Below are 15,675 nucleotides of genomic sequence, written 5' to 3'. Positions count from 1 at the left end.
CAACGCCACCGCCTCGGCCTTGAACTCCACGGGATAGTGCTTGTTCGCCATCTTGCTTCAGGACTCCTGATCTACCTGGAACCTCAAGATCCCAGGTTCAAGTGTCCAAGATCAGGGGGCAAGGCCCAACGTTGGCGCTGAACCACTCACGGTCTGTGCGGGCTAACCGGTGTCCAAAGTCGATCAATGGGCATGATGTGGATACGGTCCTCATAGGTGAACGAGCGCAGTCCGGTGCTCAAGGCCACTCCGGCGATGAACTGGTTGCCGAGCGCATCACGTAGCGTCCGGAGGCCCTTCAGGTCGGCGCCGGCGATGCGTTCGTTCGCTTTGACTTCGAACGCGAGGACCCGGCCGTCGTCGAACTCGATGACGTAGTCGACCTCGTCGCCGTCATGGGTGCGCCAGTGCCCTGTGGAAACTTGCTCGTCGAGCCACGAAACCTGCTTGCGCAGCTCGCCCACGACGAAAGTCTCGAGCAGATGGCCGAAATCGGCCAGGGCGGCCGGATCGAGGGTGGCGAGCTTGGCCGGGGAAACCCGCATGAGCCGGGCCGCCACTCCAGAATCGATCACGTGCACCTTCGGAGATGCCGCAGCTCGCGCTCGTAGCGTCTTGCCCCAGGCCGGCAGGCGGTCGATGAGAAAAAGGTCCTCGAGGAGCCGGACATACTCCTCGATCGTCTTGCGCTCGCCCGTCAGCCCCTGGGACGCGTTCGCCAGGTTCAGCACCTGCCCTGTACGCCCGGCGAGGCGACCCAGCAGCTCGCGCAGCATGGCGCGCTGGCGTATCCGCACGAGCTCGACGGCGTCACGCTCCAAGGACTGCCGGATGTAGTCGTCGAACCACCTATCCCGGGCGGTGCCAGTACGGCGCAAAGCGAGCGGGAATCCTCCGGCGCACAGCCGATCTACATACGCCTTTCGAGTAGTCGTCGAGGACGGCCGCGCTGCGACCGTCGCGTCAGGATGCGCTCGCAGCGCAGGCAGAAAGTCTTCGTTGACACCGCTGATCTCACCTTGTGAGAGTGGCCAGATGGTCATGGTGTGCAGCCTGCCGGTAAGCGCCTGCGCTGTGCGGGGCAGCGCATCCTGGCTGGTGGACCCGGTCAGCACGGCGGTACCGGCCAGAGTTCCTTCGCGATTGAGCTGAGCCTTAAGCGCATCGAGGAGCTGCAGGGCGTGCTGGTACTCGTCCACGCACAGCAGCCCTGGTGTTGCGATCGCGGTTTGCGGGTTGGCCGCGACCGCGTCCCGCGTGCCCGGGTCGTCCAGATCCAGGACGGGCACGCCCCGGGCCGTAGCCAAGGCGCTGAGCACCGTGGATTTGCCGACGGAGCGCGGGCCATGCAGGGCGATGACCGGCTCCACCTGAAGCAAGTCGTCGAGCAGATCGGAAACACGCCGTTTCGCGATCCTGGCGAGCGGTTCCATCCCCACCTCCGTCCCCCAAAGTACCAGATCCGAGGAGGCGAACTACCAAAATTCGAGGCGATGAACTACCCCAACCTGAGGGCAGCCAGGTACCAGACTTCGGCCCGGGCACTGCCGTTATGGATCCCGACTGGCCCCTACGCCGCTTTGACCATGCGCGATCGTGGTGGCCCTGAGCGATCGTGGCGCGCTGGCGGCGGAACGGTCAGGCAGGTCTACGAGATCCGTGAGCGGGTCATCCGTCGTGACAGCGGATCTCCGGCGATGACTGCGTGGCGGTTCGCATGGTGCAACGTTCGGCCCACTCCGCTTACCTGGGGGGCGACCCCCAGACCCCACGGTGCGGTGGACGGCTGGGCGGCCAGGTCACAGGCTTTCCGCGCTGAGCCACGAGACCGCTCGCTCCGCCGCGGCGTCGGCTTCGACGCGGCTGGCAAAGGCAGCGTCCGAGAAATACGCCACCGGTGTCCAGACCCCCATGTCCTCGGGGTCGCGGCGGAACTCCTCGAAACCGAACGAGCCATCCGGGCGCCGAAAGGTGTCTACGCACCGGAGCCCGTCCACCGACTCCCGGCTGGCCAGGACAAGCCAACTCGGGTCCAAGCGCGCGGACATGGACTTGAGCCTAGTGTGTCCTCGGACGGCCGTGATGGTCCAGCGGCCGGAGGGATGCCCCAGCTACGGGCCTCCGTGCGTGATCCGCAGCGGTCCAACTGACAGCGCGGCACCGACGATCGTTACGAACCGGTTCGCATGGTGCAACGTTCGGCCCACGAACGTCCTGAGCTGCCTGTCGCATCGATGTGACTTTGGCATGGCGCGAACCGGTCCGCGACGGGGTGGGTTTTGGGCCACGTGGCGAGGCCGCCTGAACGACAGGTCCGGACGACGGCGCTCTCAACGTGCACGCGTGTGCACTACTGGGCAGTAGTCAACCGGTCTCTTGACTAGTAGTCATGACGTACGCGAAACTGTCCTTCGCACCGATGGCGCGTCGAAGGAGCAGCAATGACCGAGAGCGTGCCTTCCGATGCGGCATCTCAGCGGGCGGTGCCGGCCAGGGACTTCGACGGTTTGTACAAGGCGCTGCTGGAGGCCCACCCCCACGACGCGCTGCACCTGTTGTGCGGCGCACGACTCGACGGCCAGGCGGTAGTCCTCGATGGGCCGACCGAGCAGCCGCGGCAACGCAGCCGCCAGCGTGACAAGGTCTTCCTGGTCCGGCACAGCAGCGGAACGCCCGCCGACATTTACCACGTCGAGGTCCAAGTCCAGCGTACCGACGACTTCCAGGAACGGATGGTGGCCTACTGGGCGGCCTTGGCGCTCAAGTACCGCCGCGCGGATCACCGCATCCACCAGGTCGTGCTCTGGCCACTGGGCGGCGGATATCCGGGCCGTTTCCGCCGTGACCGGGTCCAGCTCGACTACCGGTCGGTCAACGTACCCGACGACCTCGACCCCGGCACGCTCCTGGCCAGCCCGCTGGCGCCGCTCGCGCTGTGGTCCCAGAAACCGCCCCATGACCTCGTGGAACGGGTCGCCGATCGGATCGCTGCCACCGGCGCGCTCGAGGAGCAGCTGGTCCAGATCGAGCTGGGTATGCTCGTGGGAGGTTCGCTGGCGGTCCAGGTTCTCGAAGCACTGCGAAGGAGAGGCATGAACGACGTTCTCGAGCAAACCGAGTCAGGCCGCGAGATCGCCCGCCGAAACCGGGAGCAAGGCCTCGAGCAGGGCTTGGAGCAGGGCTTGGAGCAGGGCTTGGAGCAGGGCTTGGAGCAGGGCCACATCGACGGGATGCGGGCATTGCTGCGAGCGAGATACGGCGACCTTGCCGACCTGGACGACCTCGCTCGGCAACTCGCCGAGCGCGACCACGACGGCAACATCGCGCGCATCGTCGCCGGCGCGACCTTGGCAGAGCTGCGTTCCTGAACCGCACCTCCGGGCCCGACCCGGGCGTTGTCCCGGCTGATCCCAGGCCACGGCCTTGCGCCCGGCGGGAGCACTGGGAAGTGGACCTCAGACGGGGTTCACGTCACGTGGCGAAGCGGCCTGAGAAACAGCACCCCGCAGTTCGGTCGGGGGCGCTGATCAATGCCCACGCTTGCGCGTCTGTGACCTGGCAAATCGTCCCTGCATCGGCACGCCGGGAACGATTGCGCGGCGGTTCGCATGGTGCAACGTCCGGTCCACCACTCAACTGACCTGGCTGGAGTCCAAGCCCAACAAGGCATTGCGCGAACCACGTGGTCGCCTGGCCGTGGCAATGCAGGTGGATCGGGAAATCGAGTTGGTGACGTCAGGCGGTGGCCGGCTGCCACGGGTCGATGATGGAGATTCCGATGTCAGTGAAGTCCTTGGTGTTGCGCGTGGCGAGCGTCGCGGCCTGAGACCGGCAGATGGCGGCGATCTGCGCGTCGAATCCGCTGATCGGGTTGCCGTCTCTTTCGCGGCCGGCAACTACGTCCGCGTAGGCGGTGGCGGCGGCGAGATCGAACGGTAGAACCTGGCGGGGGAAGGCGGCGAAGATTTCGTTGGCGGCCTGATGCAGGTCGTGCTTGCGGCGGTCGTCCGGTAGCCGGGCGATGCCGTAGCGGATTTCGGCGACAGTGACCGACGTTGTGTAAAGGCCAGTGCCGGACGTGTGCTGGAGCCATGCGAGCACCGCCTGAGCAGGGACGGCACGCATGAGTTCAGAGACGACGTTGGTGTCGAGGACGATCATCAGTCGCCGAAGTCCGCCGCGCGGGGTGGGGTGGTCCGGGCCGGAAGGTCCAGGTCCAGGCCGCCGAGCTGAGCGAACCGCTCTGTCAGCGCGCTGAACAGGTCGGTTCGCGGCCGCTCTTCCTCGGTGGCGGCCGCGGTGAGGATCAAGCGAATCTCGGCTTCCATGGAGCGGCCGTGCCGGGCGGCTCTGAGACGTAGCTTTTCTTTTACGGAGTCATCCAGATCTCGGATGCTGAGGGCCGCCATTGCCTCATCTCCTCGTCACTCGCAACTGATAGCAATGCTAGCGCACGGACGTCGCCGGCAACCGGTGGCCGTCCACTACTTGCTACGTGAGCTGGTAAAACATCCCGGCATCGCATCGCCGGGAACGCCAGTGACGCGGTTCGCATGGTGCATCGTTCGGCCCACGATTCCGGCTCCGGGGCGGCCCCCGGACGCCCGACGGTGCGGTGGGCGCGCTCGGTGGTCCGTCACGCTTCATCATTGGTCGCGTTCTTTCTGACACACGACCGGCCTCCAGGCCCACCCGCCGGCATCGAGACGCTGTCTGCAATAACGTGCGCGAAGTGTTCCCCGCTGCGATCGAGCGCTGTCGGATCCGAAGCGACCCGTTCGTAGAACAGTGGAGAACTCGGCAGCGGTCGAACCACCGGAAGGTTGATCATCATGGCTACTACGTCGACACGACAGGTCAGGTCGATGCGGTTCGGAGTCGTTGCTCCGATCACCACCGACGTGCCGGCTTGGCGCGACCAGCTACGCAGTTTGGCCGACAGCGGCTACTCAACGATTCTGATGCCCGACGTGCCGGAGTGGCAGCCGGCACCGGGCCCTGCGCTGGCCGTCGCGGCAACGATCACTGATCTACGAGTGGGTACCTGGGTGTATGCGTCCCCGGTGCGGCCGGCATGGAGCACCGCGTGGGAAGCGCACTCGCTGACCGTGCTCACAGACGGTCGTTTCGAGATGGGCATCGGCACCGGCCGGCCCGGCATTGCGGATCAGCTCCGCGAGCTGGGCTTGCCCGCGGTGCCCGCGAATCAACGATCGAGCCAGGTGCGCGAGATCGTCACGGCCCTGCGAGAACTCGACGGCGCAGAGCTGCACACCCCGGTGGCGATGGCCGTGGGTGGCCCGAAGGCGCAAGCGCTGGCGGCCGAGCTTGCCGACACGGTGACCTTCGTGATGCCGCACACCGAGACGCGGGCCGAGACGATGCAACGGGTACGCAACTTCGACAACCGTCGCGATCTGGAACTCGCGTTGCACGTGCCGGTGATCGGCGACTCGGTCGCTCCGTTCATGGCAGGTCCCGACACCGATACCGCCGCCATCCGTGCCGCGGACTCGCTGGCTTTCCTTCCGAGTGACCCCGCCGCGGCCGCCGAGGAAATCCAACGGCGACGTGAGGAGATCGGCTTCTCGTACTTCGTGTTCGGAGCGGACGTCGCCGGTGCTCTCGCTCCGGTCGTCGCCGAGCTGGCCGGACGGTAGTTCACCCCGGCAGACGGCGGGTGGTCGTACGCCCAGCAGCACCGGGTGTTCTACCGCCGGATCGACGGTTCGGGCATCGAGGAACGCACCCTGCCCGCAACACGCCGACCGGCACCAGGGGCGACCCCGCCCCCGGGGCCGCCAGCTCATTGATACGGCAGGGTCACCGTGGAGAGTGCGCCCAGCGACACCGTGCTCGACGCGGAGCCGATGGCGCTCCACATCTCCACCTTGACCGTGCCGTTCGCCAGGTCGCCGAGGGCTCCCGTCGTGGTGACCTGGCCGGCGGCGTCGGAGTACCGCTCCCACCCGGGGACCGGGTCGGTGGCGAAGTACCGGAACGTCTCGACCCGGTCGAAGCTGCCGTTGCCGGTCAGGTCGTACGAGACACGGACCTGGGTGGCGTTGCCGACCGAAGTGCCCGAGTCCACCGAGATGCCGTACGCGGTCGCGGCGCCGGACCGGTACGCCAGGTTCAGCCCGGTCGCGAGGAAAGTGATCGGCGAGTGCGGCTGATTGTCGTTGGCGCCCGACGCCTTGGCCACTGTCGCCGTGCCGGCATTGCCGGCGGCGCCGGCCAGTACGCCGCCGGTCTGCAGGTACCGGACCGCTCCCCCGCCGGCCGGCGGGCTGGAGGTGGTCGGGGTCGGGGTCGGCGTCGGGCTGCTGGTCGGGGTCGGGCTGCTGGTCGGGGTCGGCGTGCTGGTGGTCGTGGGGGTGGGAGTCGGGTTGAGCCCGCCGCCGGTCGCATTGCCGCCGGAGAAGCTCGTCGCGCCGGCGGCGACCGTCCGGCCGGCCGGCACCGCCAGCACCGTGCCGTCGGAGAAGGTCACCGTGAGCGGCGCGTTGGTGATGTTGGACGCGACGTACGTCCTGGCGCCGTTCTTGCTGAACACCCGCGACAGCGGATGGTTGGCGGTGACGGTGAGATCGGTGGTGCCGAGGGCGGCGAGGTTGCGGATCCAGTGGAACGTGTGCGCCCTGGTCTCGCCCTCCTCGGGGGTGTAGCCGCTGTTGGCCCGGAACTTGGCCAGCGCCGCGTCGCCGTCGCCGAGCGCCAGGTACTGCCAGGCGATGTCCGGCCAGAGTGCCGGTTCGTGCCCGGCGTTGGCGACCATCTCGGCGTAGTTGCGCTTGACGTACGCCGGGTCGTTGCCCAGATAGAAGTGCCCGCCGGTGACCGGCAACATGTTGATGCCATGGATCTGCTCCGGCGCGGAGGCGAACCAGGTTGCGTACGCCCCGCCGTCGCCCCAGACCATGCCGACCGTGCCGTGGCCGTACGCAGCTGGGAAGTTCTCGTTGTGCGTGTCGAACCAATACTCGTTGATCGCGGCCGACTGCGTCGTCCAGAGGAAGATGCCGGCGTCGCGGATCGCGGTGTTGCCGGTCGCCTGTCCCCATTGGATCAGGCCGTTGGCGAAGTTCATCCCCTCCGACGAGGACTCCTGGTTGTTGCCGGCGAAGAACGCGCCGTGCCCGGCCGCCCAGTCGTGCCCGGCATAGATGTCGAAGTCCCGCAGGTACGGGAACCGGTTGTCGCCACGGTCGTAGTTGTTGGCGTCGCGGATCAGCAGGTCCACCATGCCGCCGTACTGGGAGGTCGCCGCCCAGGCCGGGTCGAACTTGGCCAGCGTCGCGGCCGCGGCGATGAAGTAGCCGTAGTGGAAGTGGTGGTCGTTGAGCTCGGCGTCGGAACCGTACGACGCGGGATAGCCGATCAGCGTGCCCCAGTTCCGGTCGTAGTAGAACAGCTTCTGTGTCTTGCCCGGCGTGGCGGTGAACCATTCGGTCAGCTGGGCACGGATGGCCGTCAGCGCGGTGTCGCGTACGTCGGTGCGGCCGAGCTGGTCGGCGATCTCCGCGATCCGCGCGCCGGCGCCGAGCGCCTTGCCGGTCCAGTAGGTGTCGTTCCCCAGCACGTTGACCGGGTTGCCCTTGACCTGGTCGAGGTAGCCGTCGAGGGTGGCCAGGTCGGCCCCGGCGCTGTCGGCCACCGCGGGCACCTCGGGCAGCACTCCGTTGAAGACCGCCGACGTGGTGTACGACGAGGCGCCGACCAGTACCTTCATCGCGCCACGGGCGGTGACATAGGTCGCCGCGATCGGTGTCGCGCCGGTCAGAGCTCGCCACTGGTGCGGATACAACCCGATGACGGTCCCGGTGCCGGACCCCTCGCGCGCGGTGGTCGTGTACGTGTACGTGGTGGCGACCCGGCTGGTGCTCTGGTTGTACGAGTACGACACTCGGGTGCCCGTGACGTGGTTGTGCGCGTAGGCGCCGTAACTATCGGCCAGCGCGACCTTGTCGGCGGCGCCGCTGGGCAGCACCGCGATCGAGAAGTAGCCCTTCCCCGCCAGGGTGGAGGTGATGACGTTGCCGCTGACCGACCAGGTGGCTCCGGTCGGCGCGTACGCGACGTAGTCCTTGCCGGCGACCGAGTAGCCGATCCGCGCACCGGTGTTGGACCAGACGGTCGGGGTGCTCTTCGCGGTGATCTGGGCATTGCCACCGGTGATCTGGAAGTAGGCGAACGGCAGGCCATGGCCGATCGTCGCCTTCATGGTCCGGACGCCGTCACTCCAGTACGGCGTGACGGTCCAGTCGGTCCAGGAGTCGACCAGGGTCCGCGGCGCGTTCAGCCCGGCCACCCCGGCGGTGAAATCCTCTTGGTAGATGTAGTGGTACTCGCCGACCCCGGTGGACGAGCCATTGATCTGCGGCGTGGTGTTGTACGAGAAGCCCAGCCCACCCGCGGTGGTGTCGTAGCTCGTCGGGTGCGCGTGCAGGTTCTCGCTGTAGGCGCAGTCGAACTTCTTGTAGACCAGCGACGACCACCAGTCGTTGGTCGGGACCGGCCCGGCCGGCGCGTTGGCGGTCATGAACTGGCGGGGGTTCGTGGACAGGTCTCCGCAGCCGACCGGCAGGCCCGCGCCGGCCGGCAGGGTCTCGGTGTAGCTACCCGCGCCGACGGTGGCCGCGCCGGCTGTGCCGCTGAGGGCCACCACTCCGAGTCCGGCCGCGACCGCCGCGGCAACCGCCGATACCAGGGCCCGACCGACCGATCCCATGACGCCTCCACCGAGTTCGACCTGCGGCAGCCGCTCGTGAGAGCGCTCTCTCGTGCCTGGCACTGTAAGCGAGACAGTGGATGTCGTCAATGTTTCAGATTTTTGAACACGGTGATCGGAGAGCCGCTGACGTGCGGCGTCGCGGCGCCGGAGGATCAGGTCGTGCGGTTCATGCAACCGGCGTGCCCAGCCGGTCGTTGCGGCCGGGTCAGCCGCGCCGGCAGCGGTAGGCGACCTGCGTGCCGGCCTGGAGCGGCGACGGTTCGGTGATGTTGACGGTGGCGGTCTCGGTGGTCGTGCCGGCGCCGCTGAACGTCCATTTGAGGGTGAGGGTGGCGGTGCGCTGGCCCCTGCCCACCTGCTCGGTGAGCACGGCGCCCGGCGACGAGCCCGAGCGGAACCACTGGTAGCGGATCACGCCGCTCCGGCCGTTGGTGCGCACGGTGGCGACCACATCGACGGTGACATCGCAGCGGTTCCCGGCGGGCCGGGGCACGGCCACCGTGGCGCTCTCCACCACGAGAGGGCTGAGCCGCTGCCACACGTAGAGCCCGACCACCACGACCAGCGCGAGGGTCAGCAGGCTGGAGAGCAGCGACACCAGCCGGCGCCACAGCGGGCGCGGACGCTTGGCCGGGGCCGGCCAGCCGGGGGAGGCCACCGGGGTCAGCGGCACGCCCGGTCCGAAGCGCAGCTCGTCGCCGGCGCGCGCGGACGGCGCCGGCGCGCTCAGGTGCACGGTCGAAGCAATCGGAGGGACGGGTGCGGCCGGGTTCGGCCGGGGAAGGGGCACGGTCGGTGCGGCCGGGTTCGGCCGGGGAAGGGGCACGGTCGGTGCGGCCGGGTTCGGCCTGGGCAGATGCACGGTCCGGTCGGACGGGCCGGCGTTGACGGTCGTGTCCGGATCGCCGAGGTACACGGTGGGGACGGGGCGGTGGATGGTTGCCCACGGATCGGCGGGCGGCGGCATCGCCCGGTCGTCGCGGGGTTCCTCCGGCCGGGTCACGCCCGCCGTCCCGGCGTCGACACGCGCCTTTGTGCAGCGAACACGGCGTGCTCCTAACCTGGGGTGCAGGTGTTGTCGAGGGTCACGTACGTCGGTGACGCGGACCCAGCCGAGTTGCCGGCGGCATCGACCGCAACCACGGTGATCGGAATGCGGGTGGCCGACTTCTGCATCGGCAGCGGGCCGAGCGTTCCCTGGAAGACGTTCCTCCCGGGCGAGCTCATCCCGACCGTCGAGGTGACGCCGCCTAGGGTGTAGCGGAAGCTGACCTTCAGCGCGGCCGGGCCGCTCCGGTCGTCGGTGACGGTGGCCGCGATGGTGCTCGTGCGGGTGCCGTACTTGCAGTTCTCCGCCTCCAGCGCCGCCGGGCTCGCGCTGACCGTGCCGACCGCGGGAGCGGTGGTATCGGGACGAGTCGACGGGGACGTACTGGTCGACGGGGTCGGGGTGGGCGTGGTGGTGGATGGGGCCGACGTGGCGGACGGCGACTGACTGGGCGTGGCGCCCGGGGCCGCCGGCAGCGTCGTGCCGGTCGTCGCGGTCGGCGTCGCCGAGCCGTCCGGAGCCGATGCGGCCGCCGGTGTCGCCGGGGCGGCCGGGTCGGTCGCGCCGGACGGCCCGGCCACCGCCGGGTCGACGACGACCGGATCCGCCTGGCCGCCCGCGATGGCCGGGGACTCGGCGGCGGCGTAGCGGTATCCCACCCCGCCGAGCAGCAGGGCCGCGACGAGGGCGCCGCCGACCATCGCGGTCCGCTTGCGACCGAGGCGGAAGCCGCCGGAACGGCCGGACGAGGTGTCGCCGAGCGTCGTCGAGGCGAGGCTGAGGGCGCCCCCGGCGCCGTCGGGGAACGGCCACAGCGCGGCGAGCAGGGCGGCCCGGCGGGCCAGGTCGCCCAGCCCACGCTCCTCCCAATCCGGGCCGTAGGCCGTGCCGGCCACCCGCTCCAGGAGGTCGAGGAAGGCAACGGCGTGCTGGGGCCGGTCGGCGGGCTGTTTGGCCAGGCCGTGCCGGAGCAGATCGTGCACCGCCACCGGGGCCGGATCCGTCGGGATGGGCGCGTTGGCGTGCTGCTCGTGCAGGGCGAACAGGTTCGCTCCGTCGTACGGCGGCTTGCCGGTGAGGCACTCGAAGAAGGTGGCCGTGGCGGCGTAGATGTCGCAGGCGGGCGTCGCCGGGTAGCCCGTCCATTGCTCAGGAGCCATGTACCGGGGCGTGCCGGAGACGACGGTGTCGGCGCCCTGGCCGACCGGCGCGGCGATGCCGAAGTCGGCGAGCTTGCTCCGCCCCTCCCCCGTGACCAGCACGTTCTCGGGCTTGTAGTCGCGGTGCACGACGCCGTGGGCGTGCGCCGCGCCCAGCCCGGCGAGGGAGCCCTTCAGCACCACCAGCGCCGACTCGGGGGTGGTCGGGCCGTGCTCGCGCAGCATCTGCCGCAGCGACACCCCGTTGACCAGCTCCATCACGATCGCCGCGCCGCCGGCGGACTCGACGTACTCGTACAGCCGGGAGACGTTCGGGTCGTCGATCTCCCCGAGCAGCCGCGCCTCGGTCCGGAAGGCCACCCGGAACGAGGCGTCGTCCCCGAGGCCGCGCGCCAGATACTTGATCGCGACCGGGGTGCCGGTCGCGTCGTGGGTGGCCAGCACGACGCTGCCCGATGCGCCGGCGCCGAGCGGACGAACAGGCGTGTAGCCGGACAGCTGCCAGCCGCTCATGCGAGGCACTCCACCGTCAAGGGGCGGACGTCTGCCTCCGCCGCGCCGCACCATTTTGGCCGGGGAGGCGCAACATGGGATCCCCGCAACGGCTGCTTTCGCCGACCGGAAGGGCGACCCGGCCGCTCGTGATCCGATCGATGCCTCAGCGTCGCCTTCCCTCCACGCAACGCATCGACGATCCACCTCGAGGCGGCCGGTCGTGTGCCGGCCGCTGGAAGGAGGAACCGTGCAAACCCTTGGGCGTACGGCGGTCGCTCTGCTGGCCGCTACCACGTTTGCCTCGCTCACGGCGTGCTCGCCGCCGGAGAAGAAGAGCGATTCGAACTCCTCGAGCGCGGCCACCGCCACCAGCGCCGCCGGCTTCGGCGGGATGGACGCGCTGGTCGCGGCGGCCAAGAAGGAGGGACAGCTCAACGTCATCGCGCTGCCGCCGGACTGGGCGAACTACGGCGAGATCATCAAGGCGTTCGGCGACAAGTACGGCATCAAGGTCAACTCGGCGCAGCCCGACGGGTCGAGTCAGGACGAGATCAACGCCGCCAACCAGCTCAAGGGCCAGGGCGGCGCGCCGGACGTCTTCGACCTCGGTGGCGCGGTCGCCTCCGCCAACACCGCGATGTTCGCGCCGTACCAGGTCGCGACCTTCGCCAACATTCCCGCCAACCTCAAGGACGCCAACGGGGCCTGGGTCAACGACTACGGCGGCTACATGTCGATCGGGTACGACAGCGCCAAGGTGCCCGCCCCCACGACCATCGCCGATCTGCTCAAGCCGGAGTACAAGGGCAAGGTCGCGCTCAACGGCGACCCGACGCAGGCCGGCGCGGCGTTCTCCGGCGTCGTGATGGCGTCGCTGGGCAGCGGCGGCTCCGCCGACGACATCGCGCCCGGCGTCGACTTCTTCGGCAAGCTGAAGAAGGCCGGCAACTTCCTGCCGGTCGACCCCACCTCGGCCACCGTCGAGTCGGGCCAGACGCCCGTCGTCATCGACTGGGACTACCTGAACGTCGCCCAGGGGGCCAAGCTCAAGGGCAAGCTCGACTGGAAGACGGTCGTCCCGGCGAACGCGGTGCTGGGCTCGTACTACGTGCAGGCCATCAACAAGGACGCGCCGCACCCCGCCGCCGCCCGGCTGTGGGAGGAGTTCCTCTACTCCGACGACGGCCAGAACCTCTGGCTCAAGGGCAGCGCCCGGCCAGTCCGCGCCGACGCCATGCAGAAGGCCGGCACGATCGACGCGACCGCGTTCGCGGCTCTGCCCAAGGTCGAGGGCACGCCGGTGTTCCTGACCGACGAACAGACCACGAAGGCGAAGGACTACCTGGCGGCGAACTGGCAGAAGGCCATCGGCTGACCATGGCCGACGTCGTCGAGGCCCCGGATCCCGTGGCGTCCGCGCCCGGGAACCGGGGCCTGGTTCATGCCCGCAGCCTGCTGGGCACGGTCCCGTTCTTCGCGTACGTCGCGATCTTCCTGGTCGTGCCCACCCTGGTCGTCGTGATCGGCGCGTTCGCCGGCGACGGCGGCTTCACGATGTCCAATCTGACCGCGCTGGGCGACCAGTACATCCTGGCCGCGTTCGGCCGCAGCATCGTGCTGTCCGCGATCACCGCGGCGATCGGCGCGGTCCTGGGCGCGCTGCTGGCGTACGCGCTGGTGACGGCCCGGCCCGGCGGGGTGCTGCGGCGGGTGGTGACCGCCGCGTCGGGGGTGCTCGCCCAGTTCGGCGGGGTCACCCTGGCGTTCGCGTTCCTCGCCACCATCGGCCTGTCCGGATTCGTGACCGTCTGGCTGCAGGACCACCTCAACTTCAACCTCTACGGGAACGGCGTCTGGCTCTTCGAGCTGCCCGGCCTGGCGCTCGTCTACACGTACTTCCAGATACCGCTGATGGTGATCGTGTTCCTGCCGGCGCTCGACGGCATCCGCCCACAGTGGCGGGAAGCGACCGAGAGCCTGGGCGGCACCACCTGGCAGTACTGGACCCGGGTCGCCGGTCCGCTGCTGGCCCCCGCGTTCCTCGGGTCCACGCTGCTGCTCTTCGCCAATTCCTTTTCCGCGTACGCGACGGCGGCCGCCCTGATCAGTCAGGGCAACCCGATCATCCCGTTGCAGATCCGCACCGCCCTGACCAGCGAGGTCGTGCTCGGCCAGCAGAACCTCGGGAAGGCCATGGCGCTCGGCATGGTCGTCGTGGTCGCGGTGGTGATGTCGCTGTACGCACTCCTGCAGCGGAGGACCTCACGATGGCTGGGCTGAGGGCGCGTCGGGCCCGCCGGCAGCGGGCGTTCCGCTGGACGGTTCTGCTCGTCCTCGGCGTGTTCTTCCTGCTGCCGATGGTCGCGATGGTCGAGTTCACGACCCGCGACGGCGGCGGAACGTGGCGGCTGCTCGTCGACTGGCCCCGGCTCAGCGAGACCTACCCCGACCTGTCGGCCGGCATCGTCGCCTCGCTCGGCCAGGCGGCGCTCACCTCGCTGCTGATGCTGGTGCTGCTGGTGCCCACCGCGATCTGGGTCCGGATCCGGTTGCCCTGGCTGCGGCAGCTCGTCGAGTTCATCTGCCTGCTGCCGCTGACGATTCCGGCGATCGTGCTGGTGGTGGGGCTCGCCCCGGTGTACGCGTGGGTCACCTACTTCCTGGGTGGCTCGTCGCTGACGCTGACCTTCGCGTACACCATCCTGGTCCTGCCTTATGCCTATCGCGCGATCGACGCCGGACTGTCCGCGATCGACGTGCGCACGCTCGCCGAGGCCGCCCGTGGCCTTGGCGCGGGCTGGACGACGGTGATGTGGCGGGTCGTGCTGCCCAACATCCGCTCCGCGGTGCTGTCCGCGGCGTTCCTGACGGTGGCGCTGGTGCTCGGCGAGTTCACCATCGCCTCGCTGCTCAACCGCACCAACGTCCAGGTCGCCATCAACTTCCTCGGCAAGAGCAGCGCCACGATGTCGGTGGCCGTGTCGCTGGCGGCCCTGTTGCTGGCGTTCGTCCTGCTCCTGCTGCTGTCCCTGCTCGGCGACCGGCGCCGCGGCGGGTCCTCCGCCGTGGTCGCCGAGGTGGCGCCCCTGTCCACTGCCAAGGAGTCCCCGTGAACGAGTCCGGTGTCGCCGTACGCCTGAAGGAACTGCACAAGAGCTTCGGCAGCCTGCATGCGCTCGACGGGCTCGACCTCGCGCTCGAGCCGGGCGAGTTGATCACTCTGCTCGGGCCGTCCGGCTGCGGCAAGACCACCGCGCTGCGGGTGCTGGCCGGGCTGGAGGACGCGGACCGCGGGCAGATCCTGGTGAACGGCCGGGACATCACCGCGCTGCCCGCCAATCGACGCGACATGGGCATGGTGTTCCAGGCGTACAGCCTGTTCCCGCACCTCACCGCCCTCGCCAACGTCGAGTTCGGACTCAAGCTGCGCGGCCGCACGCGCACGCCCGGACGCGCCGCCGAGATGCTGGAGCTGGTCGGGCTAGGGGCGTTCGCCGCCCGTTACCCGCACCAGCTCTCCGGCGGCCAGCAACAGCGGGTGGCACTGGCCCGCGCCCTCGCCATCCGGCCGCAGGTGCTGCTGCTCGACGAGCCGCTGTCGGCGCTGGACGCCAAGGTGCGCGTGCAGCTGCGCGACGAGATCAAGCGGATCCAGACCGAGGTCGGCACCACCACGCTGTTCGTCACGCACGACCAGGAGGAGGCCCTCGCCATGGCCGACCGCGTCGGCGTGATGCGCGCCGGCCGGATCGAGCAGCTGGGGACCCCCACCGAGGTGTACCTGCGGCCGGCGACCGCGTTCGTGGCCGATTTCGTCGGCCTCAGCAACCGCCTGCCCGGACGCCTCGACGGCGACACCGTCACCGTTCTCGGCACCCGGCTGCCGCTGGTGTCGCCGGCCGACCACGGTCCCGACGTGACGGCTCTGGTGCGCCCGGAGTCCATCGAGGTGGCGCCCGACACCGACGGCCCGGGCCGCGTGCTCACGGTGAGCTTCCTGGGCCCGACCAGCCGGGTCACCGTGTCGGTCGGCGACCAGCTGGTCGTGGCGCAGGTGACCGGCGGCCGGCTCGCCGAACTGCCCGTGGGCGCCCCCGTCCGCGTCGAGATCCGCCCGGTCCCGGTGGTCCTAGACACCAACTGACAACGACTTCTTCCGTACGAGGATCGCCAAAGTCCCCGCCTACCGAGGCGAGCTGGCTGCCGTCCCGGCCCCGTGCCGCCACTATCCGGGCTGA

The 15,675-nt window shown here is 69.4% G+C and carries 13 protein-coding genes; 6 read left to right on the top strand and 7 right to left on the bottom strand.

The annotated features are described in order from the left end of the window. Nucleotides 1-146: 146 nt before the first annotated feature. Nucleotides 147-1,433 carry an ATP-binding protein gene (locus tag ACIA5D_RS09895; RefSeq protein WP_396029476.1) on the bottom strand — a complete coding sequence of 429 codons (1,287 nt, stop codon included), beginning with the start codon at nucleotides 1,431-1,433 and terminating at the stop codon, nucleotides 147-149. A gap of 366 nt (nucleotides 1,434-1,799) precedes the next feature. Next, nucleotides 1,800-2,048, bottom strand: coding sequence for a hypothetical protein (locus ACIA5D_RS09890; protein ID WP_396029475.1), 249 nt, complete (start codon nucleotides 2,046-2,048; stop codon nucleotides 1,800-1,802). A 393-nt stretch (nucleotides 2,049-2,441) separates the two neighbouring features. Between ACIA5D_RS09890 and ACIA5D_RS09885 the strand changes: the two genes are divergently transcribed. Then, entirely contained in the window at nucleotides 2,442-3,368 is a 927-nt protein-coding gene (locus ACIA5D_RS09885) for a hypothetical protein (protein WP_396029474.1), read from the top strand. 367 nt (nucleotides 3,369-3,735) lie between these two features. On the opposite strand, the gene ACIA5D_RS09880 is transcribed toward ACIA5D_RS09885, so the two are convergent. Both ACIA5D_RS09880 and ACIA5D_RS09875 read right to left on the bottom strand, forming a co-directional pair. Beyond that, the gene (locus ACIA5D_RS09880; protein ID WP_396029473.1) at nucleotides 3,736-4,161 is read right to left on the bottom strand and encodes a type II toxin-antitoxin system VapC family toxin; all 426 of its coding nucleotides are present in this window, start codon (nucleotides 4,159-4,161) and stop codon (nucleotides 3,736-3,738) included. Further along, complete coding sequence (locus ACIA5D_RS09875) at nucleotides 4,161-4,409, bottom strand: FitA-like ribbon-helix-helix domain-containing protein (protein WP_396029472.1); 249 nt, start codon at nucleotides 4,407-4,409, stop codon at nucleotides 4,161-4,163. The genes ACIA5D_RS09880 and ACIA5D_RS09875 overlap by 1 nt, the downstream gene beginning before the upstream one ends. Nucleotides 4,410-4,865: 456 nt before the next feature. Here ACIA5D_RS09875 and ACIA5D_RS09870 point away from each other — a divergent pair, with 456 nt between their 5' ends. Further along, a complete protein-coding gene (locus ACIA5D_RS09870; RefSeq protein ID WP_396029471.1) occupies nucleotides 4,866-5,660 on the top strand; it encodes an LLM class flavin-dependent oxidoreductase in 795 nt (264 codons plus the stop codon). 146 nt (nucleotides 5,661-5,806) lie between these two features. Here ACIA5D_RS09870 and ACIA5D_RS09865 read toward each other — a convergent pair whose 3' ends face one another. The 3 genes from ACIA5D_RS09865 to ACIA5D_RS09855 form a co-directional block, all read right to left on the bottom strand. Continuing rightward, nucleotides 5,807-8,731 (bottom strand): glycosyl hydrolase, encoded by a 2,925-nt coding sequence (locus tag ACIA5D_RS09865; RefSeq protein ID WP_396029470.1) that lies wholly within the window; start codon nucleotides 8,729-8,731, stop codon nucleotides 5,807-5,809. A 208-nt stretch (nucleotides 8,732-8,939) separates the two neighbouring features. Beyond that, the gene (locus tag ACIA5D_RS09860) at nucleotides 8,940-9,737 is read right to left on the bottom strand and encodes a hypothetical protein (protein ID WP_396029469.1); all 798 of its coding nucleotides are present in this window, start codon (nucleotides 9,735-9,737) and stop codon (nucleotides 8,940-8,942) included. Nucleotides 9,738-9,790: 53 nt separating this feature from the next. Continuing rightward, the gene (locus ACIA5D_RS09855) at nucleotides 9,791-11,455 is read right to left on the bottom strand and encodes a serine/threonine-protein kinase (RefSeq protein WP_396029468.1); all 1,665 of its coding nucleotides are present in this window, start codon (nucleotides 11,453-11,455) and stop codon (nucleotides 9,791-9,793) included. A 229-nt stretch (nucleotides 11,456-11,684) separates the two neighbouring features. Here ACIA5D_RS09855 and ACIA5D_RS09850 point away from each other — a divergent pair, with 229 nt between their 5' ends. From ACIA5D_RS09850 to ACIA5D_RS09835, 4 genes are read left to right on the top strand one after another with little or no spacing between them, the layout of a single operon-like run. Further along, entirely contained in the window at nucleotides 11,685-12,812 is a 1,128-nt protein-coding gene (locus tag ACIA5D_RS09850) for an ABC transporter substrate-binding protein (protein WP_396029467.1), read from the top strand. A 2-nt stretch (nucleotides 12,813-12,814) separates the two neighbouring features. Further along, nucleotides 12,815-13,717 (top strand): ABC transporter permease, encoded by a 903-nt coding sequence (locus tag ACIA5D_RS09845; protein ID WP_396029466.1) that lies wholly within the window; start codon nucleotides 12,815-12,817, stop codon nucleotides 13,715-13,717. Beyond that, nucleotides 13,705-14,550 (top strand): ABC transporter permease, encoded by an 846-nt coding sequence (locus ACIA5D_RS09840; RefSeq protein ID WP_396029465.1) that lies wholly within the window; start codon nucleotides 13,705-13,707, stop codon nucleotides 14,548-14,550. Before ACIA5D_RS09845 ends, ACIA5D_RS09840 begins: the two co-directional genes overlap by 13 nt. After that, nucleotides 14,547-15,581: an ABC transporter ATP-binding protein gene (locus tag ACIA5D_RS09835; protein WP_396029464.1), complete on the top strand. Its 1,035-nt coding sequence runs from the start codon at nucleotides 14,547-14,549 to the stop codon at nucleotides 15,579-15,581. Before ACIA5D_RS09840 ends, ACIA5D_RS09835 begins: the two co-directional genes overlap by 4 nt. The last annotated feature ends 94 nt before the right edge of the window (nucleotides 15,582-15,675 follow it).

This window comes from Actinoplanes sp. NPDC051513, from assembly GCF_044454685.1.
Lineage (GTDB): Bacteria > Actinomycetota > Actinomycetes > Mycobacteriales > Micromonosporaceae > Actinoplanes.
The sequence above is the reverse complement of the archived record's forward strand: the minus strand, read 5'-3'. Positions and strand labels throughout refer to the sequence as shown.

Excerpts from the sequence above, each read along its gene's own strand:
- ACIA5D_RS09865 (WP_396029470.1), bottom strand. The coding sequence starts at position 8,731 with ATGGGATCGGTCGGTCGGGCCCTGGTATCGGCGGTTGCCGCGGCGGTC.
- ACIA5D_RS09840 (WP_396029465.1), top strand. The coding sequence starts at position 13,705 with ATGGCTGGGCTGAGGGCGCGTCGGGCCCGCCGGCAGCGGGCGTTCCGC.
- ACIA5D_RS09875 (WP_396029472.1), bottom strand. The coding sequence starts at position 4,409 with ATGGCGGCCCTCAGCATCCGAGATCTGGATGACTCCGTAAAAGAAAAG.
- ACIA5D_RS09855 (WP_396029468.1), bottom strand. The coding sequence starts at position 11,455 with ATGAGCGGCTGGCAGCTGTCCGGCTACACGCCTGTTCGTCCGCTCGGC.
- ACIA5D_RS09845 (WP_396029466.1), top strand. The coding sequence starts at position 12,815 with ATGGCCGACGTCGTCGAGGCCCCGGATCCCGTGGCGTCCGCGCCCGGG.
- ACIA5D_RS09895 (WP_396029476.1), bottom strand. The coding sequence starts at position 1,433 with ATGGAACCGCTCGCCAGGATCGCGAAACGGCGTGTTTCCGATCTGCTC.
- ACIA5D_RS09890 (WP_396029475.1), bottom strand. The coding sequence starts at position 2,048 with ATGTCCGCGCGCTTGGACCCGAGTTGGCTTGTCCTGGCCAGCCGGGAG.
- ACIA5D_RS09870 (WP_396029471.1), top strand. The coding sequence starts at position 4,866 with ATGCGGTTCGGAGTCGTTGCTCCGATCACCACCGACGTGCCGGCTTGG.
- ACIA5D_RS09880 (WP_396029473.1), bottom strand. The coding sequence starts at position 4,161 with ATGATCGTCCTCGACACCAACGTCGTCTCTGAACTCATGCGTGCCGTC.
- ACIA5D_RS09885 (WP_396029474.1), top strand. The coding sequence starts at position 2,442 with ATGACCGAGAGCGTGCCTTCCGATGCGGCATCTCAGCGGGCGGTGCCG.